The 25,698-nt window shown below is 57.0% G+C and carries 19 protein-coding genes and 1 pseudogene; 18 read left to right on the top strand and 2 right to left on the bottom strand.

Annotated features, from left to right (window positions below; genetic code table 11):
• Positions 1-4 precede the first annotated feature (4 nt).
• Complete coding sequence (dinG, locus tag A3220_RS12645) at positions 5-2,134, top strand: ATP-dependent DNA helicase DinG (protein WP_062375127.1); 2,130 nt, start codon at positions 5-7, stop codon at positions 2,132-2,134.
• A gap of 82 nt (positions 2,135-2,216) precedes the next feature.
• Here dinG and A3220_RS12640 read toward each other — a convergent pair whose 3' ends face one another.
• Positions 2,217-3,290, bottom strand: coding sequence for a 3-deoxy-7-phosphoheptulonate synthase (locus A3220_RS12640; RefSeq protein ID WP_062375126.1), 1,074 nt, complete (start codon positions 3,288-3,290; stop codon positions 2,217-2,219).
• Between the two features lie 362 nt (positions 3,291-3,652).
• Between A3220_RS12640 and rpoE the strand changes: the two genes are divergently transcribed.
• The 12 genes from rpoE to acpS all read left to right on the top strand — a co-directional run bounded on the left by rpoE (position 3,653) and on the right by acpS (position 14,648).
• Positions 3,653-4,252 carry an RNA polymerase sigma factor RpoE gene (gene rpoE / locus A3220_RS12635; RefSeq protein ID WP_044628382.1) on the top strand — a complete coding sequence of 200 codons (600 nt, stop codon included), beginning with the start codon at positions 3,653-3,655 and terminating at the stop codon, positions 4,250-4,252.
• A gap of 272 nt (positions 4,253-4,524) precedes the next feature.
• Positions 4,525-5,259 carry a sigma-E factor negative regulatory protein gene (locus A3220_RS12630; protein ID WP_062375124.1) on the top strand — a complete coding sequence of 245 codons (735 nt, stop codon included), beginning with the start codon at positions 4,525-4,527 and terminating at the stop codon, positions 5,257-5,259.
• A 111-nt stretch (positions 5,260-5,370) separates the two neighbouring features.
• Complete coding sequence (locus A3220_RS12625) at positions 5,371-6,273, top strand: MucB/RseB C-terminal domain-containing protein (RefSeq protein ID WP_252860470.1); 903 nt, start codon at positions 5,371-5,373, stop codon at positions 6,271-6,273.
• Between the two features lie 2 nt (positions 6,274-6,275).
• Complete coding sequence (locus A3220_RS12620; RefSeq protein ID WP_062375121.1) at positions 6,276-6,731, top strand: SoxR reducing system RseC family protein; 456 nt, start codon at positions 6,276-6,278, stop codon at positions 6,729-6,731.
• A 66-nt stretch (positions 6,732-6,797) separates the two neighbouring features.
• Positions 6,798-8,204 carry a DegQ family serine endoprotease gene (locus tag A3220_RS12615; protein ID WP_044628378.1) on the top strand — a complete coding sequence of 469 codons (1,407 nt, stop codon included), beginning with the start codon at positions 6,798-6,800 and terminating at the stop codon, positions 8,202-8,204.
• 189 nt (positions 8,205-8,393) lie between these two features.
• Positions 8,394-10,211 carry a translation elongation factor 4 gene (gene lepA, locus A3220_RS12610; protein WP_044628377.1) on the top strand — a complete coding sequence of 606 codons (1,818 nt, stop codon included), beginning with the start codon at positions 8,394-8,396 and terminating at the stop codon, positions 10,209-10,211.
• A 15-nt stretch (positions 10,212-10,226) separates the two neighbouring features.
• Positions 10,227-11,030 (top strand): signal peptidase I, encoded by an 804-nt coding sequence (gene lepB, locus A3220_RS12605; RefSeq protein WP_044628376.1) that lies wholly within the window; start codon positions 10,227-10,229, stop codon positions 11,028-11,030.
• Between the two features lie 64 nt (positions 11,031-11,094).
• Positions 11,095-11,787 carry a ribonuclease III gene (gene rnc, locus A3220_RS12600; protein WP_058578050.1) on the top strand — a complete coding sequence of 231 codons (693 nt, stop codon included), beginning with the start codon at positions 11,095-11,097 and terminating at the stop codon, positions 11,785-11,787.
• On the top strand, positions 11,784-12,683 hold the full coding sequence (era, locus tag A3220_RS12595; RefSeq protein WP_062375119.1) for a GTPase Era: 900 nt from the start codon (positions 11,784-11,786) through the stop codon (positions 12,681-12,683). The genes rnc and era overlap by 4 nt, the downstream gene beginning before the upstream one ends.
• Before the next feature lie 8 nt (positions 12,684-12,691).
• Entirely contained in the window at positions 12,692-13,384 is a 693-nt protein-coding gene (gene recO, locus A3220_RS12590; protein WP_058578052.1) for a DNA repair protein RecO, read from the top strand.
• 63 nt (positions 13,385-13,447) lie between these two features.
• Positions 13,448-14,269, top strand: coding sequence for a pyridoxine 5'-phosphate synthase (gene pdxJ, locus A3220_RS12585; RefSeq protein WP_062375117.1), 822 nt, complete (start codon positions 13,448-13,450; stop codon positions 14,267-14,269).
• Between the two features lies 1 nt (position 14,270).
• Entirely contained in the window at positions 14,271-14,648 is a 378-nt protein-coding gene (gene acpS / locus A3220_RS12580; RefSeq protein ID WP_062375143.1) for a holo-ACP synthase, read from the top strand.
• Between the two features lie 22 nt (positions 14,649-14,670).
• Here the strand turns inward: acpS and A3220_RS12575 are convergent, their stop codons facing one another.
• Positions 14,671-17,358: an ATP-binding protein gene (locus A3220_RS12575; protein ID WP_062375115.1), complete on the bottom strand. Its 2,688-nt coding sequence runs from the start codon at positions 17,356-17,358 to the stop codon at positions 14,671-14,673.
• A gap of 91 nt (positions 17,359-17,449) precedes the next feature.
• On the opposite strand from A3220_RS12575, the pseudogene cysM reads away from it, so the two are divergent.
• The 5 genes and pseudogenes from cysM (at position 17,450) to ppc (ending at position 25,650) form a co-directional block, all read left to right on the top strand.
• Positions 17,450-18,345 (top strand): annotated as a pseudogene (gene cysM / locus A3220_RS12570) (cysteine synthase CysM).
• Complete coding sequence (gene rlmD / locus A3220_RS12565; RefSeq protein WP_062375113.1) at positions 18,346-19,785, top strand: 23S rRNA (uracil(1939)-C(5))-methyltransferase RlmD; 1,440 nt, start codon at positions 18,346-18,348, stop codon at positions 19,783-19,785.
• A 70-nt stretch (positions 19,786-19,855) separates the two neighbouring features.
• Positions 19,856-22,132 carry a GTP diphosphokinase gene (relA, locus tag A3220_RS12560; RefSeq protein WP_062375112.1) on the top strand — a complete coding sequence of 759 codons (2,277 nt, stop codon included), beginning with the start codon at positions 19,856-19,858 and terminating at the stop codon, positions 22,130-22,132.
• Complete coding sequence (gene mazG, locus A3220_RS12555; RefSeq protein WP_044628367.1) at positions 22,132-22,959, top strand: nucleoside triphosphate pyrophosphohydrolase; 828 nt, start codon at positions 22,132-22,134, stop codon at positions 22,957-22,959. Before relA ends, mazG begins: the two co-directional genes overlap by 1 nt.
• Before the next feature lie 42 nt (positions 22,960-23,001).
• Positions 23,002-25,650 (top strand): phosphoenolpyruvate carboxylase, encoded by a 2,649-nt coding sequence (gene ppc / locus A3220_RS12550; RefSeq protein WP_062375110.1) that lies wholly within the window; start codon positions 23,002-23,004, stop codon positions 25,648-25,650.
• Positions 25,651-25,698: the final 48 nt, after the last annotated feature.

Genomic DNA, 25,698 nt, shown 5'->3' with positions numbered 1-25,698 from the left:
GGGCATGCTGGATAACGCGCTTAAAAACGATATTCAGCAGGCCTACCGTAACGTGGTGGAAAAGCTAGGGCTGACACCACGTTACGGGCAGCGCTTAATGATTGCTGAAATCTCCCGCACCCTAGGTGATATCGAGTGCGACAGCGAGGGAAAGCGCGTTAGCGATAGCCACGTTTGCGTGCTGGAAGCCGGTACCGGAACGGGCAAGACGCTGGCTTATCTCATTGCAGGGCTGCCCATAGCCAAGGCGCAAGGCAAACGGCTCATTGTCTCCACGGCCACCGTTGCCCTTCAAGAGCAAGTGTTGAATCAAGACCTGCCGTCGCTGGCTAGCCATAGCGGTGTTGCCTTTCGCTATGCGCTAGCGAAAGGTCGCGGCCGTTACGTCTGCGTGGCGCGGCTGGATCAAGCGCTGGAGGGTAGTGAGCCCAACCCAACCCTTTCGCTGTTCGAGCAATCCCTTCAAGCTGATAGCAGCGACTTTAACGTACTGGCCACCGATATGGCGGAGGCCTACGGTAAAGGCGAGTGGGAAGGCGATCGCGATACCTGGCCGGTGTCTATCGAAGACAGCCACTGGCGTCAGCTGACGGTGGATCATCGCCAGTGCACCGGTCGCCGTTGCGGGCATTTTGGTGCCTGCGCCTTTTTCCGCTCTCGTCGAGAGTTGGAAAATGCGGATGTTATCGTTGCTAACCACGACCTTGTGCTGGCGGATCTTGCCCTTGGGGGTGGTGCGATTCTGCCAGACCCTGCCGACTGCATCTTTATTTTCGATGAAGGTCACCACCTGCCGGATAAGGCGCTGTCCCATTTCGCCCACCGCTTTGCGGTGCACGGCTGTCTGCGCTGGCTAAAAACCCTGAAAAGTAGTTTGACGGATTTGAATCAGGGGCTGGCGGTACAGCCCACCATTGCTCGCTTACTGGCAGGGCTGCCTGAGCTGCTGCATAGCTTGGAGCCTGCGCTGGGTGACGTGTTTAGCATGGGGCATCAGCTGGCAGGGCGTGAAAATGGTCTGGCAGATGAAGAGGCGACCCATCAGCAGCGCTTTGAAAAAGGCCAAGTGCCCGAGGCGCTGCGCGAACAGGCGCAGCAGCTGCTAGTCATGTTTGCCACCCTGTCGAGAAGTCTAGAAAGCATTAGCGATATTCTGCGCGAAAGCCTGGACCCGGATAAACAGACCGGCCTGGACCGTGACCAGGCGGAAACGTGGCTGCCTCTAATAGCGTTGCTCCATGGTCGCGCCCTGGAGGCTCATGCGCTGTGGCAAGCGTTTAGTGAACAGGATGCCGCCAATGCGCCACCCAGCGCACGGTGGATAACGCTCAGTCGTGTGGCGGGCGAACCAGAGATTGAGTTCTCAGCAAGCCCGGTTTCTGCAGCGCACACGCTTGCCAAGCACCTATGGGGGCGCTGCCACGGGGCGGTTGTCACTTCGGCAACGCTCACGGCGCTTGGCCGTTTTGAGCGCCTGCAGGAGCGGGCTGGTTTAGCTAACCGCTACCGTTATCAGGCGCTTCCTAGCCCGTTTGATTACGCCAATGCGGTTCTGCGGGTGCCCGCAGAGGCAACGGACCCCAGTGACCGGGATGCCCATGAGAACGCCATTGTGCGCTTTGTGTCGCAGCTAGGTGAGGAGGAGGCGGTACTGGTGCTGTTTTCCTCTCGCGCTCAGCTACGTGCGGTGGAAAAGGCTCTGCCTGCTGCGGCAAAAGAGCGCATCTTGGCGCAAGACGCGCTGCCCAAACGAGAACTCATCGAGCGACACAGAGCGGCGGTGGATAGCGGTAAGGGCAGCGTGATTTTCGGCTTAGCTAGCTTTGCCGAGGGTATCGATTTGCCGGGGGATTATCTCACCCACGTGGTGATTACTCGGCTGCCGTTTGCGGTACCGGATGACCCTGTTGGGGCAACGCTTGCCGAATGGATCGAGAGCCAGGGCGGTAACCCGTTTATGCGTATTAGCGTACCGGATGCTTCGATTAAACTGGTGCAGGCGTGTGGTCGTTTAATCCGTAAAGAGAGCGATCGGGGAGTTATTACGCTGCTGGATCGGCGGGTGATTACGCGCCGCTATGGCCAGGCGCTATTAGATGCGTTGCCGCCTTTCAGGCGCGATATACAGGCATAGGTGATAGGGGCGTTAGGTTCTGGCAATAAAAAAACGCCCGCTAAGCAGCGCTCAGCGGGACGTTTTTGAGAGCGGTGGCTCGTTACGCGATGCGTTTCGCCAGTACCGATGCTAGTTTCTCGTTCATACGGGTGAACGTTTCCACTGTGGTGTCCCAGTCGATGCAGGCATCGGTGATCGATACGCCGTACTGCAGCTGGCTTAAGTCTGCAGGCACTTTTTGATTGCCCCAGCCAATGTTGGATTCCACCATCAGGCCGATAATCGAGGTATTGCCTTCGAGAATCTGGTTGGTCACGTTTTCCAGTACCAGTGGCTGCAGCGCGGCATCTTTGTTCGAGTTTGCGTGTGAGCAGTCGATCATAATGTTGGCAGAGAGATTAGATTTTTTAAGCTCTTTCTCTGCCAGGGCAACACTCACGCTATCATAGTTGGGCTTACCATTGCCGCCGCGCAGGACCACGTGGCCATAGGCGTTGCCGCGGGTGCGGATAATCGCCACTTGGCCTGCCTGGTTGATGCCCAGGAAGTTGTGCGGGTTAGCGACAGATTGCAGTGCGTTAATCGCCACATCCAGACTACCATCGGTGCCGTTTTTAAAGCCAACCGGGCAGGAGAGGCCGGAGGCCATTTCACGGTGAGTCTGTGACTCGGTGGTGCGGGCACCAATGGCTGACCAGCTAATGCAGTCCTGCAGGTACTGCGGAGAGATGGGGTCAAGCGCTTCAGTAGCTAGCGGCAGACCCATTTCGGCTAAATCGACCAGCAGTTTGCGGGCAATGTGCAGGCCTTCGTCAATTTCGAAAGAGTCGTTCAGGTGCGGGTCGTTAATTAACCCTTTCCAGCCCACGGTCGTCCGCGGCTTTTCGAAATAGACACGCATCACGATATAGAGGCTGTCGCTCACTTGATCAGCCAGAGTGCGCAGGCGGTGGGCATAATCAAGCGCTGCTTCAACGTCGTGAATAGAGCAGGGGCCAACGACCACGAGCAAACGCGGATCTTTGCCATCTAGAATGTTTTGGATGGTCTGACGGCCTTCGATAACCGAACGCTCGGCGCTTTCCGTTAAGGGGATAGCGTTTTTCAGTGCTTCTGGGGTGGTAAGAACATCCTGTGCAAGGACGTTAAGGTTACTAACCTGTTGATCTGACATCTTGCTACCTGTGCGTTCGCGATGGGCTAAAAGTGGCCACTACTATGGCGCGTCACGGTGGTAAAAATCAATTGTTACGGAACTTTGCATTAAGGAAAAATGTCAGCCTCAGGGTTTTAACTAGAGGGGGCAAGCGCTTGATGCGCTGCTAAGAACGCGTAACACTAGACGATATTGGTGTTTAGCAATTCAACGCGTGCAACATAACCAAGGGGGCAGGTGGAGCTTTGCCTGTTAATTTCCTCCATGATGATTAACTTATGCCCAAGGGACGCTATGCTGCTTGCTGTGAAGGCCCGGCTTACAGGACGAAAAAGACACAAAGCTCGACGTAAAAACGTTCGAGCAGAAGGAGCGTGTGAATGGGCACTCGTGAAACAGACCAACAGTTGGTTGAACGTGCTCAGAAAGGCGATACACGCGCTTTTGATCTGCTGGTGAAAAAATATCAGCATAAAATCATTGGCTTGATTGGACGCTACGTCCACGACCATGCAGAAGTGCAGGACGTAGCGCAGGAAGCTTTTATCAAGGCTTATCGTGCGCTGGGTAAATTTCGCGCAGAGAGCGCGTTTTACACCTGGATGTATCGCATTGCGATTAACACGGCGAAAAACCACTTGGTATCTCGTGGACGTCGGCCGCCAGGTAGCGATTTAGATATTGTCGACGCTGAAATTCTTGATCAGAGTGGTCGCTTGGCGGACTCAGAGTCGCCAGAAGCATCTATTGCTCGGGATCAACTTGAGGCGGCGGTATATGAAGCGATTGAGAAACTGCCAGATGATTTACGCACCGCTATTACGCTGCGTGAGCTGGACGGCTTAGCCTACGAGGATATTGCCCAAGTGATGCAGTGTCCGGTGGGCACCGTCCGCTCGCGAATTTTTCGCGCTCGGGAAGCGGTTGATGAGCATATTCGTCCGCTAGTCACTACGGCGCGTAACAGCCGCGATGACTAAGCCGCTGACTAATCAAAGTAGTGCTTTGGTCACAGTCATTTACGTTTTTGCTTTTTTTGTGAACTGTCTGGCAAGTGAGGCGTCATACAGGTTATCTAGCTTTAACGAGTTGAGCCGTCGACAGCTACCGTAATGCTATCTGCCTGCCAGTGATTAGCATTATGCAAACGGTGATTTGTAATAGGGTCTTGGCCTGCGAGGTTTTGCGGTTAAAACACGCACTAGCCGTGTTGCCGCTGAGCTTCTTCTAACACAGTGTGAGGGTGTGAAGTATGAGTCAAAGCACACGGGAATCACTTTCAGCATTCATGGACAGTGAAAGTGACGAGCTTGAATTGCGCCGGGTGTTGAAATCACTGCCCGATGATGCCGACGCGGCAGAAACGTGGCGTCGCTATCACTTAGCGCGCAGCATGATGCAGCGTGAGCGTGGGGTGGACGTTAGCGTAGACCTTTCTGCTGGCATTATGGCTCGCCTGCGTGAAGAACCAGCGCCTGTTATGGGGGGCGATAGCGCAGCCTCACCTGTACGAGCAGGTGGTATATCGTTTGCTCGTGGTGCCGGTGTCGCTGCTGCGGTGTCGTTGATGGTCATTACGGGCGTTCAATTCTTTAATGGTAGCGCCTCTACCGGTGGTGCTCAGCCCGCGAGTAATACAGTGGCTTCGCAGAATGGCGCTGGAGCTCAGGTGCAGCCGGTAAATTTGGCAGCATCACAATCTGCCGCTATGACGGCTTCCGACATGCCTATGTTTGAACCTACACCATTTCGCATTAATGGTCAGTCGGGCAACAGCGGCTTAATGAATATTAGCGAAGCTGGGTTTTCTGCCCCCGTTGCTCCGCAAGGCATGATGGCACAGCAAGCGACGACGATTGATGTTGATCAATTGCGCATGCTTCAGTCCTACCTAGAGCAACATGCGCAGGGTGCTGCAACGGGCGGTGGTGACAGCTGGATGCCGCTGATGCGCTCAGCAGTGACAGAACCACTGGGTCAGCGTTAAGCAAGGCGGGTCGCCGGACAACGTGATCGCTGAGTAAGGGGCTGATAGATTGGTATGGTGACTGCCAGATGTGCTTTATGGGGAGGCCGGCTTGCATTAACGTTAAGCCTGTTGAGTGCCAGCCTGCATTCCTCATTTGTTACTGCTGATACCCCTACGGCGCTCTCCTGTGCCGAGGTTGCTGAACAGCAAACACCAGCAACCACGCAAGCATGGCTTGAGTTAGCACTGGTTGCGGGCCACTGTTATGACTTTCAGGCCCGGGCAGTCGCTATCGATGCCTTGGGTGTACGTACGCTTGCACTTTCCCACCGCATTCGTGAAGGTGTTCGCCAGCAGGTCGTACAACATCTTGATGGGCCATCGGTAAGTATCGAGCGACGCTCTATTGCTGGCTATATGGCGCGCTTTACGCCAGAAGTGAACAGTGGCTTAAAAGCCTCTGAAGCTTGGGCGCAACATGTGACTTCCTATTACGATATTTCCCTTCAAGAAGATGCCCGAGTAGCAGGGCGCGATGCAGTGCAACTGCGTTTTTCACCCCGGGATCAGCAGCGCTACTATCATGCATGGTGGGTTGATAAAGAGACCGGGCTGTTACTTAAGCATGTTATGAGTGACCGGCAAGAACGTGTGCTGGAAACCTTTCAAATTACCCAGCTTCACTCTCCTAAACTTTATGATGGCGGCGTCGCCGATGACGTGAGCGCCGAACAAGTCGATCACTCTTGGCACGCAGAGTGGTTGCCAGAGGGGTTTGTTGCTCAGCCGCAAGATCCAGGGCAGCCTGTCAGCAACCAGCGGGTATATAGCGATGGGTTGGCCGCAGTCAGCCTTTTCGTTAACCCTATTGAGCAGAGCGTGTTGAAAGAAGGCATTCACCCGCTAGGTGTTTCAACAGCAGCAGTGGCGCTGGTGTCTGAGGGTGATCAACGCTGGCAATTGATAGCCATTGGGGAGCTTCCTTCGGATATGCTGCAGCGTATTGTGCAATCTGTTCGTATTGAGCCATAGCCATGTCTACCCCTTATGCCGCCTGCGCATCGCTTTTAAGAACGGGTATCGTCGTTGGCTATACGGGTGATGGATTGACCGTTGATGTGTCGCTTAACGCTGCCTGCCAGCAGTGTGCTGAAGGGCGTGGTTGTGGTATGGGGCTGTTAGCGCGGCGCCAACAGCAGCACATCACTGTGTATCCTAAGGCGCGCGTCGCTAGCGGTGCGTCTGCTTACCCTCTTGGTAGCCAAGTTACCATTGCACTACCTAAACACGATCTCAGCTATTTAGCGCTTCTGGTTTACGCGTTGCCACTCTTGGCGGCGTTGTTAGTCTCTGGAGGCGCCTCGCTGCTAGGCATTAATGAATGGTTAAGCGCAGCGCTTTTCTTTAGTGCATTGATATGCGGTGTTATTGTCCTTAAATATCTAATGCGTGGGCGGATGGAACGCTTCCGGCCGCGCTTGGTCAGTTAGTTGTTCCGTAGCTCGCTAAGAGTTGCACTCCCTTCGTTTCGTATCTGCTTTACTAGGAGCTGTTGCATGAAGCGCTTGGTTCTTCCCTCGACACTATGGCTATGCTTAGTCGCGATGTTTTTTATAGGCCAGAACGCCTATGCGCAAACGCTGCCCGATTTCACTGAATTGGTGGAAGATGCTGCACCGGGCGTTGTGAATATCTCCACCAGTCGAACGGTTCAGCGTAGCCCGGCCATTCAAGGGTTTGGCGGCCAGGAAATCCCTGAAATCTTCCGTCACTTCTTTGGCGATAGTTTTCCGACACCCCCAGGCAGTAGCGGGGGAGGCGGTGAGGAGCGCCAATCGTTAGGCTCTGGCTTTATTATCAGCGCTGATGGCTATGTCATGACAAACGCCCATGTGGTGCAGGATGCCGACGAAATCCTGGTGCGCTTGAACGACCGGCGCGAATTGTCGGCTGAGCTGATCGGTAGCGATACTCAAACTGATGTGGCACTCCTGAAAATTGATGCTAACAATCTGCCAGTGCTTAATCTTGGCGACTCTGACGAACTGAAAGTAGGCGAGTGGGTCGCTGCCATTGGTTCACCGTTTGGGTTTGATCACTCGGTGACGGCAGGCATCGTTAGCGCGATTAACCGCACGCTACCCCGTGATGCCTACGTACCGTTTATTCAAACCGATGTAGCGATTAACCCTGGCAACTCCGGTGGACCGCTGTTTAATTTACAGGGGGAGGTCGTGGGTATTAACTCGCAGATCTTTACCCGCAGCGGTGGCTTTATGGGGCTTTCGTTCGCTATTCCGATTAACGTTGCTATGGATGTCGCCGATCAGCTTCGTGAAGATGGCCACGTTAATCGTGGTTGGCTGGGTGTCATGATCCAGCCGGTATCTCAAGATCTGGCTGAGTCTTTTGGCATGAGCAAAGCCATTGGCGCACTGATCGCCGACCTTGATCCAGAAGGCCCTGCGGCCCAGGGTGGCCTGCAAGCGGGAGATGTCATTATCGAAGTGAATGGCGAAGAGGTTGACCGTTCAAGCACGCTGCCTCGCTTAATTGGTCGCGTAGCACCTGGCAATGATGTCGAACTAACGCTAATGCGTGATGGCGAGCAAGTCTCAGAAACGGTAGAGCTGGGCAGCTGGCCCGATATGAACGAAGCAACATCGGCAGCCAATAGCGATAGCCAAGTACGCCTAGGTGTCGCAGTTGCTGAAGTGGATCAAGCAATGCGGGAGCGGCTGAACATCAATGGCGGCGTTGTAGTCAGTCAGGTAGAGCCTAATAGTGTGGCTGCCCAGGCGGGCCTGCGCGCTGGCGATATTCTGGTGAGTATTGATCACCGCAGCGTGGCGTCGGCAGACGAGCTAATGCGCATTGTAGAAGAGCTGCCCAATGACCGTGCTATTCCTGTGCGGCTATACCGTGATGGTCGTTCGTTGTTTGTGGCATTAAGACTCGAATAACCCCTCCTTGTCTTTACTCCAGTCCGGCGGTTCTCGCCGGACTGCTGTTCCTATCCCCCGCATATCGCTACAATAGCACTTATCTTTTGACGAACTTTGGCAATGCAGTGGTGCGGTCCTCGATTTTTTTGCCCTTCGGCCTAGCGCCGCACCCCCACGCTTGCGTACCAATAAGGCAGAACACACTCGATGTCTCATGACGTTTCCAGCGGAAAGCTCAAGCATATTCGCAATTTCTCCATCATCGCGCATATCGACCACGGTAAATCGACGCTCTCTGATCGTCTGATTCAAACCTGTGGCGGTTTGACGGAACGTGAGCTGAAGGAGCAAGTGCTCGACTCCATGGATATCGAGCGTGAGCGGGGCATTACTATTAAGGCGCAGTCGGTAACGCTGGACTATACCGCTGCCGATGGACAGGTCTACCAGCTCAACTTTATCGATACCCCAGGGCACGTTGATTTCTCCTATGAAGTCTCGCGCTCGCTGTACGCCTGTGAAGGGGCGCTGCTGGTGGTTGATGCCGCCCAAGGGGTCGAAGCGCAATCGGTGGCCAACTGCTATACCGCTATTGAGCAAGGGCTGGAAGTCCTGCCGGTACTCAACAAAATCGATCTGCCCCAGGCCGACCCCGACCGGGTCGCCCAGGAAGTAGAGGAGATTATCGGCTTAGATGCGACCGATGCCTGCCAGGTATCAGCGAAAAGCGGTATCGGCATTGACGCGCTGCTAGAGCGCCTAGTGCGCGATATTCCGCCGCCCAAGGGTGACCCCGATGCACCTCTCCAAGCGCTGATTGTCGACTCCTGGTTCGATAACTACCTGGGCGTTGTCTCGCTGGTGCGCCTGTTTGACGGCACGCTGCGTAAGGGCGACAAAATTCGCATCAAGTCGACTGGCCGCGACTGGAACGCCACGGAAGTGGGTATTTTTACCCCGCTGCGCAAAGAGACCAATATCCTCCGTGCCGGTGAAGTCGGCTTTATCGTGGCCGGTATCAAAGAGATTCATGGGGCACCCGTGGGCGATACCATCACCCACACCAAGACCCCAGATGTGCCGCGTCTGCCAGGTTTCCAGAAAGTGAAGCCGCAGGTTTACGCTGGTATGTTCCCAGTGAGTGCGGACGATTATGAAGATTTCCGCGATGCCCTGGAAAAACTCGCCCTTAACGATGCTTCTCTTGAGTACGAGCCGGAAAACTCCGATGCACTGGGCTTTGGTTTCCGCGTAGGCTTCCTCGGCACGCTGCATATGGAGATCATCCAAGAGCGCTTGGAGCGTGAGTACGATCTGGATCTGCTGACCACCGCGCCAACGGTTGTCTATGAACTCGCCATGAAGAACGGCGACATCCAGTACGTCTCCAACCCCTCCAAGCTGCCTGATATGGCCGATGTAGAGCAGATGCGCGAGCCCATCGTGCGTGCCAGCATTCTGGTACCTCAGGAGTTTGTAGGTAACGTCATCGCCGAGTGCGAGCAGCGTCGTGGCACCCAGTTGGACATGCAGTTTTTAGGTAACCAGATTCAGCTGACCTATGAGCTGCCCATGTCGGAAGTGGTCATGGACTTCTTTGACCGTTTAAAATCCATCTCTCGCGGTTATGCCTCGCTGGAGTACAACTTCGAGCGCTTTGAAGCGGCGAAACTGGTGCGTCTCGATGTATTGATTAACGGCGATAAAGTCGACGCCCTGGCGGTCATTATCCACCGCGACCATGCTCACTCCCGCGGCCGTTTGCTGGTGGAAAAGATGAAAGAGCTGATTCCGCGTCAGATGTTTGACGTAGCGATTCAGGCAGCGATTGGTGGTCAGGTGGTTGCTCGTTCTACGGTGAAGGCTCTACGTAAAAACGTCACGGCTAAGTGTTACGGCGGCGACGTTAGCCGTAAGAAAAAGCTGCTAGAGAAACAGAAAGCCGGTAAGAAACGGATGAAACAGGTGGGGCGTGTTGAAATTCCCCAAGATGCCTTCCTTGCTGTGCTCAAGGTAAACGACTAGGGATACGAACCCCACATGGATTTTTCACTATTACTGGTACTTGCCGTTGCACTCTCTGGAGCCATTTATCTGCTGGATGTGCTGGTGCTTCGGCCAAAGCGCCGTGAGCGTGTGGCCAAAGCTGAAACGGCCACCATGGAAGGCCTGGATGCGCCAACTCGGGAAAAGCTCCTAAAAGAACCGTGGCCAGTCGATTACGCGCGTTCGTTTTTTCCGGTGCTACTCGTCGTGTTGGTGGTGCGTAGCTTTATCGTAGAGCCGTTTCAGATTCCCTCTGGTTCCATGAAGCCTACCCTGGAAATCGGTGACTTTATTCTAGTGAATAAATTTGCCTATGGGCTTCGGCTGCCTGTTGTCCATAACCGCTTTTTGGAGGTAGACGACCCTGAGCGGGGCGATGTGATGGTGTTCCGCTTCCCCGAAGAACCATCGGTGAACTTTATTAAGCGCGTGGTGGGCCTGCCCGGCGACCGTATTCGCTATGAGGGCAAGCAGCTCTATATCAACGGCGAGCCGGTTACCAAAGTACTGATTGAAGAGGGCCCGGAGCTCTCTCCCCAACAGCTACTGCTGGAAGAGCAGTTAGGCGAAGTCAGCCACTTTATTTATAACAACCCCCGTGACCCAGGCCCGCAAATGAGCGAAGTCGTCGTGCCTGAAGGCCACTACTTCACTATGGGGGATAACCGCGACCATTCCAATGACAGCCGCTACTGGGGCTTTGTGCCCGCAGATAACATTGTGGGCCGCGCGTTTGCTGTTTGGATGCACTGGGATGGCGGCCTGCCCAGCTTCACCAGCGTACGGCGTATTGAATGAAGCAGCATAATTTACAAACCGTTAGTGTGGTTATCTTAGTTAACGTCAATGACGTAGGAGCACTGTGAGTAATTCCTTAACCGCTTTTTGCCGACGAATCGGTCATACCTTTGGCGACCCAACGCTTTTGGAACTGGCCATGACCCATCGCAGCTACGGTGGTCGTAACAATGAGCGCCTGGAATTTCTAGGTGACTCTATCGTCAATTTCGTGATTGCCGAAGCGTTGTTTCAGCGCTTTCCCCAGGCGCGGGAAGGGCAGCTTTCCCGCCTGCGTGCCCGCTTGGTAAAAGGCCAAACCCTCGCCGAACTGGCGCGGGAAATGGCGTTCGGTGAGTGTTTACGTTTAGGCTCCGGTGAGATGAAGAGTGGCGGCCACCGCCGTGAGTCAATTCTCGCAGACGCCGTGGAAGCCGTGATAGGCGCGATTTACCTGGATGCCGGTATGGATGCGGTACGCGAGCGCGTGCTGGCGTGGTATGCCGAGCGTCTAGAAAATATTTCGCTGCAAGATACCCAAAAAGACCCTAAAACACGCTTACAAGAGTTTTTGCAGTCGCGCCAAGCGGCGCTGCCGCGCTATGAAGTGGTCTCTGTAAAGGGAGAGGCGCATGCCCAGACCTTTACCGTGGAGTGCTACATCGAGCTACTAAGCGAGCATACCACTGGTAAAGGCCCCAGCCGCCGCCACGCTGAACAGCAGGCTGCGGCAGAAGCACTGTCCTATCTCGAACAACCCCCTGGAGACAAATCATGAGCCTAACCTGCGGATTCGTGGCCATCGTTGGCCGTCCCAACGTAGGCAAATCAACCCTCATGAATCGGATTCTGGGGCAGAAAATTTCGATTACCTCGCGGCGGCCACAAACCACCCGCCACCAAGTGATGGGCATTAAAACCGTTGAAGAGACGCAGTTTATCTACGTCGACACGCCGGGCATGCACATCATGTCCAAAGATCGCAACAAGGCCATCAACCGCTTCATGAACCAGGCGGCGACCCAGGCGCTTCGCGATGTGGACTGCGTGGTGTTCATCATCGACCGCACTCGCTGGACCGACGAAGACCAGTCCGTATTAAAGCGTTTAGAGCATGTGAAAGCGCCGGTAATTCTAGCGGTCAATAAGGTTGATCGTCTCCAGGATAAAGCCGACCTGCTGCCTTGGCTGGCCGAGGTAGGCGCACGCCGTGAGTTTGCTGCCGTTGTGCCCATCTCCGCCAAGCACGGCACTCAGGTAGAGACCCTGGAGGAGGAAGTCGCCAAGCACTTGCCGGAGAGCATCCACTTCTTCCCAGAAGATCAAATCACCGACAAGAGCCTGCGCTTTATGGCGGCCGAACTGGTGCGTGAGAAAGTCATGCGCCAGCTAGGTGACGAACTGCCTTACCAGATGACGGTCGAGATCGAAGAGTTCCGCGAGACCGAGCGCGTCACGCACATCAGTGCGCTGATTTTGGTGGAGCGCCAAGGTCAGAAAGTGATTTTGATCGGCGAGAACGGCGACCGAATCAAGAGTATTGGCCGTGAAGCGCGCCTGGATATGGAGCGTGCGCTGGGTACTAAGGTCATGCTGAATATGTGGGTGAAGGTGAAGCGCGGCTGGTCGGATGACGAGCGGGCACTGAAGAGCCTGGGTTACGATCTCGATTGAGCACCGCCATGACCGCCGAGCCTGCGTTTCTGCTGCACCGTCGGGCATATCGTGAAACCAGCGCGCTGGTCGACTTATTAACGCTCAACCATGGCCGCATTCGGGCGGTTGCCCACGGCGGCCAGCGGCCCGGTTCTAAATCTCGCCAGCGGCTGCAGCCGTTCACCCCGCTATTTGTGTCATGGCGGGGAGAGCGAGAGTTAAAACGGTTAACGTTGATGGAATCGCGAGGTCACACCGCGCTGCTAGCAGGCGAAGGCCTGCTGTGTGGTCTCTACGCCAATGAAATTGCTACTCGCTTACTCCCGCTTGAACTGGTCGCCACCGATGTCTTTGCTTTTTATAGTGCTTTGCTAGATGCGCTGCCGGTACCTGCGGAGCGGGGCTTGGCGCTTAGACGCTATGAGTGGGCGCTATTGGAGGTGCTTGAGGCCACGCCGCGTTTTTGTACCCCTGAAGGCGGAGCGCTGGACCCGCACCAACGCTATCGCTTTGATGCTGACAGCCGTGCTTTTGTGGCGGCGGAACAGGGTATTGAAGGTCGCACCTTACGCTACATAGAGCAAGGCGACTGGCAGCCTACGGGCTTAGCGAGCGCTCTGAAAGCGGTCATGCGGGCAGCGCTGGCCCCCCATCTTGGCCCAACGGCATTACGTTCTCGCGAGCTGATGCTGGATTTAGCCCGCCGCCGTCATCGTTAGTGAACAACCGTTACTATTGATCGCGATAACGACCTATCGCTGCTTATTGATTGGAGACCCGCTATGCATCCCCCACGGATATTACTCGGCGTTAACATCGACCATATTGCCACGCTGCGTCAGGCCCGTGGCACTCGTTACCCCGACCCGGTTCAGGCAGCGCTGTTGGCGGAAGAAGCTGGAGCCGATGGGATTACCGTCCACCTACGCGAAGACCGCCGCCATATTCAGCCTCGTGACGTGCGCCTGCTGGCGGAGGTGCTCAATACGCGCATGAATCTTGAAATGGCGGTCACCGAAGAGATGCTGGCGCTGGCAGAAGAAGTGCGCCCGGCCCATGTGTGCTTGGTGCCCGAGAAGCGCGAAGAGCTGACCACCGAGGGCGGGTTGGATATCGTCGGCGGTTTTGATCATATCGCCAGTGCTTGCCAGCGTCTCGCTGCGATTGGCTGCGATGTATCGCTGTTTATCGACCCGGATGAAGCACAAATTGATGCGGCCAAGCGCGCAGGCGCGCCTACCATCGAGTTACACACCGGAGCCTATGCAGAGACAAAACCGGGGAGTGCCGAGGCCAACGCCGAGTATGACCGCCTCAGCGCGGCGGCGGTACACGCCGTATCTCTGGGCTTGGTGGTCAATGCTGGTCACGGGTTGCACTACCACAATGTGGAAGCCATTGCGGCGCTACCCGGTGTTAATGAACTGAACATTGGCCACGCGATCATTGCCCGTGCGCTGTTTGTCGGCTTGAAAGAAGCCGTGCAAGAGATGAAACGACTAATCATTGCCGGGCAAGAAGCGGGCTTAATGGCTGCGCTTGATGCCCATGAGCACGAGCATGACCACGATCACGGCGACAGTCACCACTGCTGCGGCCATTAACATGATTGTGGGAATTGGCTCGGACATTGCCCGAGTTGAGCGTTTTCGCCAGGCCGTGACGCGTCACGGCCCGCGCTTTGCTCAGCGTATCTTAGGGCCCGACGAACAGGCGGTGTGGCAGGAGAAGGGACAAGCAGTCGCCTATCTTGCCAAGCGCTTTGCGGCGAAAGAGGCTTTTGTGAAAGCCCTGGGCCTTGGGCTTCGCCAGGGGATGCAGTGGGGCGATATTCAGGTAATCAATGATGCCCTGGGGAAGCCCAGCCTTAAACTGAGCGGTGAAGCGCAGCGGCGGTTCACCGCCAGCGGGGCGACCGCCGCGCATATTACGCTGAGTGATGAAGCCGACTACGCCGTCGCCTTTGTGGTGTTAGAGAACTAACCAGCTGCCCCCGATGGGGCAGTTAGTTCACCAGCGAAGCTCGCTCTTGGCTAAGGCGCGTCATGGCGACGTATAGCTCGTCAAGCAGTGCCTCTACATGGCGTAGGCCACTGGTACGCAGGCGCGTTTCTAGGGTTTCCACCAACAGGGCTAGTTCTGGTGCGCCGCAGTAGCGGCTGGCTCCGTTTAGTCCATGCACCCAGTCCAGTAGCGCCGTTAGATCGCCTGCCTGAAAGGCGTCGCGTATCTGCTGCTCGCTCTCCGGCAGGCTGTCAATGAGCCGTACCAGTTGCTGCTTGGCTAAGGTCTCCCTGCCTCCTGCCAAGCGTGCACCTAGCATCAAATCGACCGCTGGCAGCGAGCTAGGGGGAGCGGTGGGAACCTGTGACTGACGAGTGGAAGCTGCTTCAGTAGGGGCTGCTTTTCGTGGTGCAATTCCTAAAAAGCGCTGCAACAGCTGTTGTAGCTGGGCATCGTCGATGGGTTTGATCAGCACATCATCCAGCCCTTCGGCCAGCCACTGCTGTCGTTCAGTGCTCAGTACATGGGCCGTCACGGCAATAATAGGGCAGCGCGCCCAGCTATTATTGATACGCCGCAGCGCTTGTGTGGCCTGTATGCCGTCCATCCCCGGCATGCGGATATCCATCAATACCATATCGGCAATTTGGTGGCGCGCAAACTCCAGTGCTTCTTGGCCGCTTTCTGCTAGCACAATGTGTAGCGTATCGCTCTCCAGCATCGCTTTTAACAGTTCACGGTTTGACGAGTTATCGTCGACAATCAAAATTGTTAGGCGAGGGGCAAGCGGCGGTTTGCTGACTGCTTCACTGGCAAGGGGGAGTGGTTGCAGTTGCAGCAACTGACGCAGGGTGGTCACAAGCTGCGTCCGAGTAAACGGTTTGCACAGCATTTCGCCGCCGTAGGGAAATTCCCACGTGGGTAGGTCAAAGCTAGTAGTATTCGCCAGAATAATGACCGGGCAGGGAGTTTGCGCAATCACGGACTGCCAGTACGCTTTGCGATCACCTTCAAAGTCACTCTGCGCCAGACATAGCATCAGCAGCGATTCATTGCCGGCATTAATAAACGAGACTGGGCGCGCGCCCCAGCGTACTAGTAAATGCTCTAGCACATGGCGAGTGGGTGGGTGCGTTTCGTGAAGGCGAATAGTGGGGTTATCTAGCGTCAGCTCCGGCGGGCGCTCAGCCGCCTGGTGTGCCAGAAGAGGCAGGGTAAATGAGAAAGTCGACCCCTTACCCAGTTCGCTTTCTACCGTAATCTCCCCACCCATCCGCTGAATAAGCTGGCGGCAAATGGTCAGCCCTAAACCGCTGCCGCCGAACTGGCGAGAGTGACTCGGTTCGGCTTGTGAGAACGCGCTAAAGAGCTGCTGCTGGTGCTCATCGCTTAAACCAATGCCGGTATCGCTCACGCTAATATGCAGTATGACATGCTGACCCTCTTGGCTATCCAGCATAACGCGAATGATGATCTCGCCTTCGTTGGTAAATTTTAGTGCGTTGCCTAGCAGATTGTTCAACACTTGATGAATGCGTAACGGGTCGCCGCATAAGGGAGTCGGCACATCGTCATATACCATGGCGACCAAGTGCAGCTGCTTGCGCTGTGCTTCAGGGGCGTGCAAGCCAATAATTTCGTCAACCAGGGCAACAATATCGACATCGACCTCTTCCAGAGTCAGCCGGTCGGCTTCCAGTTTGGAGAAGTCCAAGACATCATTCACCAGCATCAGTAGGTTATCGCAGGCGCGGCGAACGTGCTCCAGCCACTCTTCTTGCCGGGTGTCGAGGGATGAACGGCCCAGCAAGCGGCAAAAACCAATAATGCCGTTGAGCGGTGTGCGGATCTCGTGGCTCATATTGGCCAGAAATTCGGATTTAACAGCATTGGCGCGCAGCGCGCTGCGGTGAGCAAGGTCTAGCTTGATATTCTGCTCTTCGATGGTTTCCATCGACTCCTGCAGCTCACTGGTGGCCTGCTCAATCTGGCTCTGCATATCCCGCTGGGCCTGCTGGAAATGTTCGGCTAAACGGTTGATATGATCGGCCAGCTGCTTTAGCTCGGTGGGCTTGGCCGATGATATTAGCAAGCTGTAGTCGCCACGCGACAGGCGATAAAGTGCCTGGTTAGCCTCTTCGATTGGACGGGTAGCATAGCGGCTAATGGCAAATGCGATTAAAAATAGCAGTAACCCCAGCAACATACCGCCAAGGCTCAGGCTTGCAATAAGCTTATAGCGCTCAAGCGTTAGGGTGCGGGTATCCATCTCAGCCTCTAACCACCCGTTCGTCATGCGCAGGGTGTCGCTGCTGCCCAGCGGCACCCGCAGCCGCCAGGCGTCCTCTTCCATGGTGATGGCCGTTGCCATTGGCGCATCCAGTCTAGGCGGTGGCATAGAGCTACCTAGCACCAGCAGACGGTTGCCCTGTTCATCAAACAGCGTCACGGCTCGCAGCCCGCGATGCTCCAACAGCTGCCTAGCGAGCTTTTCAAGGCGCTGTAAATCCCCGTCGGCCATGGCATCGCCTAAGCTGGGAGCCATCAACTCACCAGCGCTGATTAAGCGCTCTTTAAGCTCGTCGCGTCCTCCCAGGTCGCTCTGGATAACAAGCAATATTGCCATAACGGCGTAGACCAACAGTGGGAAACCAAGCAGAGCAAACAGCAGGCGCGTGTTTAATGACATGAAAGAAGCTCGTTGAATCTAGTAGGTTGCCTGTCCAGTCACAGGCAGCACCGATATAATGCAGCATAACGGTTACGATAAGGAATGTTCGATGAATTATCCCACGCTTGAAGATGTGGTCGGCAATACGCCCTTGGTTCGCTTGAAGCGAATTACCGCTGGGAAGAACAATACGCTGCTTGCCAAACTCGAAGGCAATAACCCCGCGGGCTCGGTGAAAGATCGTCCCGCGCTCTCTATGCTGAGTGAAGCGGAAGCTCGTGGGGAAATTCCCCAGGGGATACGTTAATTGAGGCGACTTCCGGCAATACCGGCATTGCGCTTGCTATGGCGGCGGCTCTAAAAGGGTACAACATGACCCTGATTATGCCGGAAAATGCTTCCGCCGAGCGCAAGCAGGCCATGGCGGCCTACGGCGCTAAGCTGATTACGGCCAGTAAAGAAGGCGGTATGGAAGAGGCTCGTGACATCGCAGATGCCATGATTGCCCGGGGTGAAGGTAAGCCGCTCAATCAGTTTGCTAATCCAGATAACCCGCTGGCGCACTACCGCACTACCGGGCCAGAAATATGGCAGCAAACCGGCGGTGAAGTGACCCACTTTGTGAGCTCAATGGGCACCACGGGCACCATCATGGGCGTGTCGCGCTATCTTAAAGAGCAGAACAGCGCGATTCAGATTGTGGGCTTGCAGCCCGCTGATGGGGCCAGTATCCCCGGCATTCGTCGCTGGCCTAAAGAGTATCTGCCAGCGATTTTTGAAGCGCCGCGCGTGGATACCACCCTGGATATCGGCCAGCAAGAAGCGGAAGCGCATATGCGCCGCCTGGCCCGAGAAGAGGGCATTCTGGCAGGCGTTTCATCTGGCGGAAGCCTAGCGGGTGCGCTGCGCATTGCTGAACAAACCGAAAATGCGGTCATCGTGTTTATTGTCTGTGACCGTGGTGACCGCTACCTCTCCACGGGCTTATTTGCCCCGGAGGTATAGATGGCTATGTTGGGTAAGCGGCGGCCGCCGCGTCCCGCCTCCGGCCACTCCGGGCTGGCGCGCCAGCCAAGCGGCAACGGCAAGGCGGCCAAGAGTGCGGCTACCACTAGCGACTTCTCGGCGCCGCTGGTGATTGAACGGTTAGCCCACGATGGCCGTGGCGTTAGCCATAACCCGGCGGGTAAAACCGTGTTTGTCGACCAAGCGCTACCGGGCGAACAGGTTGAGGTGGCGATACACATCACCCGCAAGCGCTTTGATGAAGCGCATGTGAAAGCGCTGATGACTACCTCGCCCCAGCGGGTGACGCCGCCTTGCAGCCACTTCGGACACTGCGGCGGGTGTGATTTGCAGCATCTGGCGGTGGATGCCCAGCGCGCCCACAAGCGTGAAGTCGTTAGCGAATTAATGGCGCGCCAAGGCATACCGCTTGGCGAGGTGGCGGCGATTTCTGGGCACCAGGAAGGTTACCGCCGACGGGCGCGGCTAGGTGTTAAAGTCGACGCTCAGGGAAGTGTTCGGCTAGGTTTTCGTGCCGCCAACAGCCACCGGCTGGTGGATATCGACCACTGCCATGTATTGGTACCTGCCCTTCAAGCACTGATAGCCCCACTAAAGCAACTGCTTACTGAACTGGATGCACCCCGCGCGGTAGGGCATATTGAACTGCTGGCGACGCCCCAGGCTACGGTGGTGCTGGTCAGGCAGTTAAAAGAGCAGCCGCAGGATTGGCAGCGCTGGCAAGGGTTTGCTGACCAGCACCAAGTGAGATTAGGCGCATGGTTAGGGCGTGAGTCACCGTCCTTGCACTGGCATGGTGCAGAGCCTGTGTTGGAAGAGCGCTTTTCGCTGAGTGCGCTTGGTGTGTCGCCCGCGCAGGAAGACGTTGGTCCTGAACTGGTACTGCAGTTTGCGCCAGGTGACTTTTTGCAGGTAAATGCCGAGGTCAATCAAAAGATGGTGTCTCAGGTGGTAGCATGGTTAACGCCAGTACCTGGGATGCAGCTACTCGACCTGTTTGCCGGGATGGGGAACTTCAGCCTTCCTCTGGCCGCTGCAGGCGCCAGCGTGCACGTGGTAGAAGGTAACACCGCCATGGTAGAGCGCCTTGGCACTAACGCAGCGCTGAACCAGCTCAATGTGAGCGTTCAGCAGGCAGATCTAAACGATGCAATAGCGGTAAAAACACTGCTTCGCGAGCGTTCGGTGGATGCGTTGGTATTAGATCCCCCACGCAGCGGGGCGGAAGCTATTTGCCAAGCAGTGGGGCGCCATCAGGTGGCGAAGGTGGCCTATATTTCCTGTGACCCGGCCACGCTGGCCAGGGATGCGGCACACCTTGTGCATGCGGGATATCGCGTCAAGCAAGTCACAGTGGCAGATATGTTTCTGCACACTGCCCACATGGAAACGCTGATGCTGTTTGAATATGCGGGCTAGCCTGCCCTTTGCAGCGAGCATTGGTGGCGGCGGTGTGGAGGCCGTCACCCAGAAAGGATGAGTGAACGTCATGGTGAAAGTGCGTGAAGACCAACCGCTGACAGAAAGCGGAAAGGTGGACATACAACAATGGTTAACGCGCCTTCAAGAAGATGTGCGCCTACGTGAACCCGAGCGTTTGCAGGAAGCCTGCGAGCTTGCCGAGCAGTTAGATCGGGAAGCGCCTCGAACCCATCGCGTGTGGCTGTCGCCCGGCTCCAGCTTCCGCATGGGGCTTGAGATGGCGGACATCCTCGCCGACCTGAAGCTCGACCAGCCAGCGCTAGAGGCGGCCGTGCTTTACCGCGCCGTGCGGGAAGGGCTGCTGAGCCTGGAGGCGGTGACCAAACGCTTTGGGGATGAAGTGGCGAAGCTGATCGACGGTGTGCTGCAAATGGCCGCCATTAGCTACCCGTTGGCACCCAACCATGGCATGAGCCAGTACAACCAGCAGGAAAACCTGCGCAAAATGCTGGTGAATATGGTGGGCGACGTGCGCGTTGCCCTGATCAAAATTGCCGAGCGCACCTGTGCGCTGCGCCAAGTCAAAGACGCTCCCCGTGAGAAATGCTTACAGGTCGCCAGGGAAGTAGCGGATATCTACGCACCGCTGGCCCACCGCCTGGGCATTGGCCAGATCAAATGGGAGCTAGAAGACCTCTCGTTTCGCTACCTGCACGAGGATGAGTACAAGGCTATCGCCAAGCTATTGGCGGAGAAGCGCCTGGACCGCGACCGCTATATTCACGACGTCGTCGAAACCCTCAAAAGCCTGATGGAAGCGCAACACATTCACCGTTACGACGTGAGTGGTCGAGCCAAGCACATCTACTCCATCTGGCGCAAAATGAAACGCAAACGGATCGACTTCTCGCAAGTGCACGATGTACGCGCCGTGCGTATTCTGGTGCCGGAAGTCACCGACTGCTACACCGTACTGGGGATTGTCCACTCCCGCTGGCACCACGTTCCCAACGAGTTTGACGACTACATTGCCAACCCCAAGAAAAACGGCTACCAGTCGCTGCATACGGCGGTACTCGGGCCGGAAAACAAGGTGCTGGAGATTCAGATCCGCACTTTTGCCATGCACGACGAGGCAGAGCTTGGGGTGTGTGCCCACTGGCGCTATAAAGGCCACGATACCAACGCCAAGAGCCGCAGCTACGAAGAGAAAATCGCCTGGCTGCGCCAAGTATTGGAGTGGCAGGACGAAGTGGGCGGCTTTGGCGACCTGCGCGAAGGCCTCTCCAGCGATGTCGCCCCAGACCGCATCTACGTTTTTACCCCCGATGGGCACGTCATCGACCTGCCGCGTATCGCCACGCCGATCGATTTTGCTTACCGGGTGCATACCGAAATTGGCCACCTTTGCAGGGGAGCCAAGGTTAACGGCCGTATCGTACCGCTGACCTACAAGCTCAAAACCGGCCAGCAGATCGAGATTCTTACTGCCACCAAAGGCGGCCCCAGCCGTGACTGGCTCAACCCCAGCTTAGGTTACGTGCGCACCTCCCGCGCCCGGGCAAAAATCCAGGCGTGGTTCAAGCACCAGGCCCGCGACCAAAACCTGCATGAAGGTCGGGTACTTTTTGAGCGCGAAATGCGCCGCTTGGATGTGGAAGGGCTGGACCTGACCAAGCTCGCCAAGGCCGTTAATTACCAAAACGCCGACGATATGTACGCGGCGCTGGGGGCTGGCGACCTGCGTATTGGGCAAGTGCTGCACCAGGCCCAACAGCTGTTTGGTGAAACCGACGACCAGGAGCAGCTCGACCGCCTATTGGCAAAACCACGCCGCCAGCCCAGCAAGGCGACCCAAAGCGATATCACCGTGCTGGGGGTGGGCAATCTGAAAACCAGCATGGCCAACTGCTGCCGCCCGGTGCCCGGTGAGCCTATTGTGGGCTTTATTACCCAGGGGCGCGGCGTGACCGTCCACCGCCAGGATTGCTCCAACATTCTCCAATTGCGTATGGAAGAGCCCCAGCGCATTATCGAGGTGGAGTGGGGCGAGCGGGCACACACTCGCTACCCGGTGACCATCGAGATTCAAGCCTGGGACCGCTCCGGCCTGCTGCGCGATGTGACCGGTCTCTTGGGTAATGAAAAGGTCAATGTGTTAGCGGTCAACACGCTTACGGATACCGACGAGGGCATCGCCCGACTGAGGATTACCCTGGAAGTCGATGGCCTTGAATCCCTGGGCAGGCTGTTCTCGCGTATTCAGCAGTTGCCCAACGTGACCGAAGTGCGTCGCCTGCGTAACGCCGATCCCGAGAAAAGTGCCCGTAAAGGAGGGGCCTGATGCGTCATACCCTGGAGGATTTGCTCACCCTAATGGCCGTGCTGCGCGACCGGGAGCAGGGCTGCCCGTGGGATATCCAGCAGGATTGGGACAGCATCGTGCCCCACACCCTGGAAGAGGCTTACGAAGTGGCCGACGCCATCGAGCGTCGCGCCTTCGATGAACTGCCCGGCGAGCTCGGCGACCTGCTTTTTCAAGTGGTCTATTACGCCCAATTTGGCGCAGAAGAGCAGCGCTTCGATTTTCACGATATCGTCGATACGCTGACCGCCAAGATGCTGCGCCGTCATCCCCATGTGTTCCCAGACGGAACGCTGGCGTCCCGTCGCCCGACCGGCGTGAGTGCCGATGAAGTAAAGACCCAGCAGGTGAATAGCCGCTGGGAAGCGCTCAAAGCCGACGAACGCGCCAAGCGTGCTACGCAACCTCCTTCGGTGCTGGACGATGTACCCCGAACGCTGCCTGCGTTAAGCCGCGCCGCCAAGCTCTCGAAGCGGGCCGCCCGCGTAGGCTTTGATTGGTCGAATGCCGAGGGCGTACTGGCCAAAATTCGCGAGGAACTGGAGGAGGTCGAAGAGGCGCTGGCGGCGGGGGATCGTCAGCACGCCCAGGAGGAGGTCGGCGACCTGCTGTTTGCCGTCACCAATTTAGCGCGCACGTTGGGTGCCGATCCCGAACAGTGCTTGCGCCGTACCAACGCAAAATTCGAACGTCGCTTTCGCTTTGTCGAGCGCGCGCTTGCTGAATCAGAGCGCCCTGTGAACGAGGCCTCGCTGGATGAGATGGAAAGTCACTGGCAAGCCGCGAAAGCACAAGAACAACGCTAATGTCACCACCTATCAACGCGACCCCGCAAGGAGGCCACGCCAATGAGTCATGATCTACACGAATCACTGCGCGATAACGTGCGTATTCTGGGGGACAGTCTTGGGCGTACCATCGCCGATGACTTAGGCCAGTCGTTTGTCGATAAGATTGAAACCATTCGTGCCCACGCCAAGCGCGGTCGCCAGGGCGACTCGCTTCAACAGCGCCAGCTCATCGAGTATTTGCGTCAGCTACCCGAGCGGGACCTGCTCCCGGTGACCCGCGCATTCAACCAGTTCTTGAATTTGGCCAATATCGCCGAGCAGCACTACCGGGCACGGTTCCGTCGGGTGGAGGATTACAAACCCGGTTCGCAGCCCGCGCTAGGGGAGCTCTTGGGGCGCGCTCAGCAGGCCGGTAACTCGCCCCGCAAGCTGGTGGAAACCCTGGCTAATATGCGCGTCGAGCTCGTACTGACCGCTCACCCCACCGAGGTCATCCGTCGTACGCTGATCCAAAAATACGATGCGATCGATGAGTGCTTGACTGCGATCGAAAGCTCCGAGGATTACCCCGAACGCGGCGCCCGCGCCCAAGGCCGCTTGGAAGAGCTGATTAGTCAGGCGTGGCATACCGACGAGATTCGTCACGAACGCCCAACGCCGGTGGATGAGGCGAAGTGGGGCTTTGCGGTGATCGAGAACTCGCTGTGGCAGGCGGTGCCGGATTTCCACCGCGACCTGGATAACCTGCTGCTGGACACTGCGGGCGAGCGCCTGCCGCTGGATGCCGCGCCGATTCGCTACGCCTCCTGGATGGGTGGCGACCGCGACGGCAACCCGAATGTCACCGCCAAAGTCACCCAGGAAGTGCTGCTGCTAGGCCGCTGGATGGCAGCGGATCTCTATCTGCGCGATTTAGAACAGCTCAAAACCGAGCTCTCCATGTGGAAAGCCAACAGCGCCCTAAAAGCCGAAGTGGGCGATGTGGCGGAACCCTACCGGGAGCTGCTCAAACGGTTACTAACCAAAATGGAAGCCACCCGCGACTGGGCAAAAGCGCAGCTGGATGGCCGCAACTACGATGGCGGGCCGATTATTGAAACCCGCGACCAAATTTACGCGCCGCTGCTGGCCTGCTACCGCTCGCTGTGCGACGTGGGGCTGGATACCATTGCCAACGGTGCGCTGCTGGATACCCTGCGCCGCGTGGCCGTGTTCGGCGTCACGCTGACCAAGCTCGACCTTCGCCAGGAAGCCAGCCGCCACGCCCAAGTAATGGAAGAACTCACCAGCTCCCTGGGGCTAGGCCATTACCAGGAGTGGAGCGAAACCCAGCGTCAGGAGTTTTTGCTGGCGGAGCTTGAGTCTCGCCGCCCGCTGATTCCCCGCCGCTGGGAGTGTTCGGCAGAGTCCCGGGAAGTCATCGATACCTTCAAGGTGATCGCCCAGGAGCACGCGGAAGCGCTGGGTACTTACATTATCTCCATGGCCGCCGAGCCCTCTGATGTGCTCACCGTGGCACTGTTGATGAAGGAAGTGGGTGGGCAAGTAACGCTGCCCATCGCGCCGCTGTTCGAGACCCTCAACGACCTGGACCACGCGGGGGATGTGGTTGATCAGCTGCTGGCGCTGCCGGGCTACCGCGCCCTGACGAAAGACCGCCAAGAAGTGATGATCGGCTACTCCGACTCCGCCAAAGATGCCGGTCAGCTCGCCGCCGCTTGGGCACAGTACCGCGCCCAGGAAGCGCTGGTGAACGTGTGTGAGAAACATGGTGTGGACCTAACGCTGTTCCACGGCCGTGGCGGCACCGTTGGCCGTGGTGGCGGCCCGGCTCACGCGGCGATTCTGTCTCAGCCGCCTGGCTCCGTGAACGGCAGCCTGCGGGTGACCGAGCAGGGCGAGATGATTCGCTTTAAGTTCGGCCAGCCGGATATCGCGCTGCGTTCCATGGAGATCTACGCCTGTGCGGTGCTGGAAGCCACGCTATTGCCACCGCCCGCGCCGGAACCCCACTGGCGCGAAGAGATGGATCAACTGGCCAAGGTGGCCCATGCGGCTTACGTGGGTGTTGTACGGGAAGATCCCGACTTCGTCCCCTATTTCCGTGCGGTGACGCCGGAGGGCGCGCTGGGTAGGCTGCCGCTAGGCTCGCGGCCCACCAAGCGCCGTCAGGATGGTGGCGTAGAAACCCTGCGGGCGATCCCCTGGATTTTTGCCTGGACGCAGATCCGCCTGATGCTGCCCGCTTGGCTTGGCAGTGGCGAAGCCTTCTCCCGCCGTCTGGAGCAGCCCGGCGGCCGTGAAGTGCTGCAAGAAATGCGCACCCAGTGGCCCTTCTTTGGCACCTACCTGGATATGTTAGAGATGCTGCTAGCCAAAGCAGACGTGGCGATTGCCGCCTACTACGAGCACCGCTTGGTGGACGAGCCGTCGCTAAAAGCGCTGGGCAAAAAACTCCGTGAGCGCTTCGAGCGTCTGGAAGACGTGGTGTTAGATATCCTGCAGCAGGAGAAACTGCTGGAGAACACGCCACTGATTCGTCAGGCGATTGACGTGCGCAACCCCTACATCGACCCGCTGCATGGCCTGCAAGCCGAGCTTTTGCAGCGTAACCGGGATGCTGATGGGGCGATTAGCCCAGATCTCTCCCGCGCGTTAATGGTCACCATGGCGGGTATTGCGGCTGGCCTGCGTAACACCGGCTAAGCTGAAGACAGCCCACCAGCGCCGCTACCGATGGGTGGCGGCGCTTTT

The sequence above is a fragment of the Halomonas sp. KX33721 genome (assembly GCF_001596805.1).
Lineage (GTDB): Bacteria > Pseudomonadota > Gammaproteobacteria > Pseudomonadales > Halomonadaceae > Vreelandella > Vreelandella aquamarina.
The sequence above is the reverse complement of the archived record's forward strand: the minus strand, read 5'-3'. Positions and strand labels throughout refer to the sequence as shown.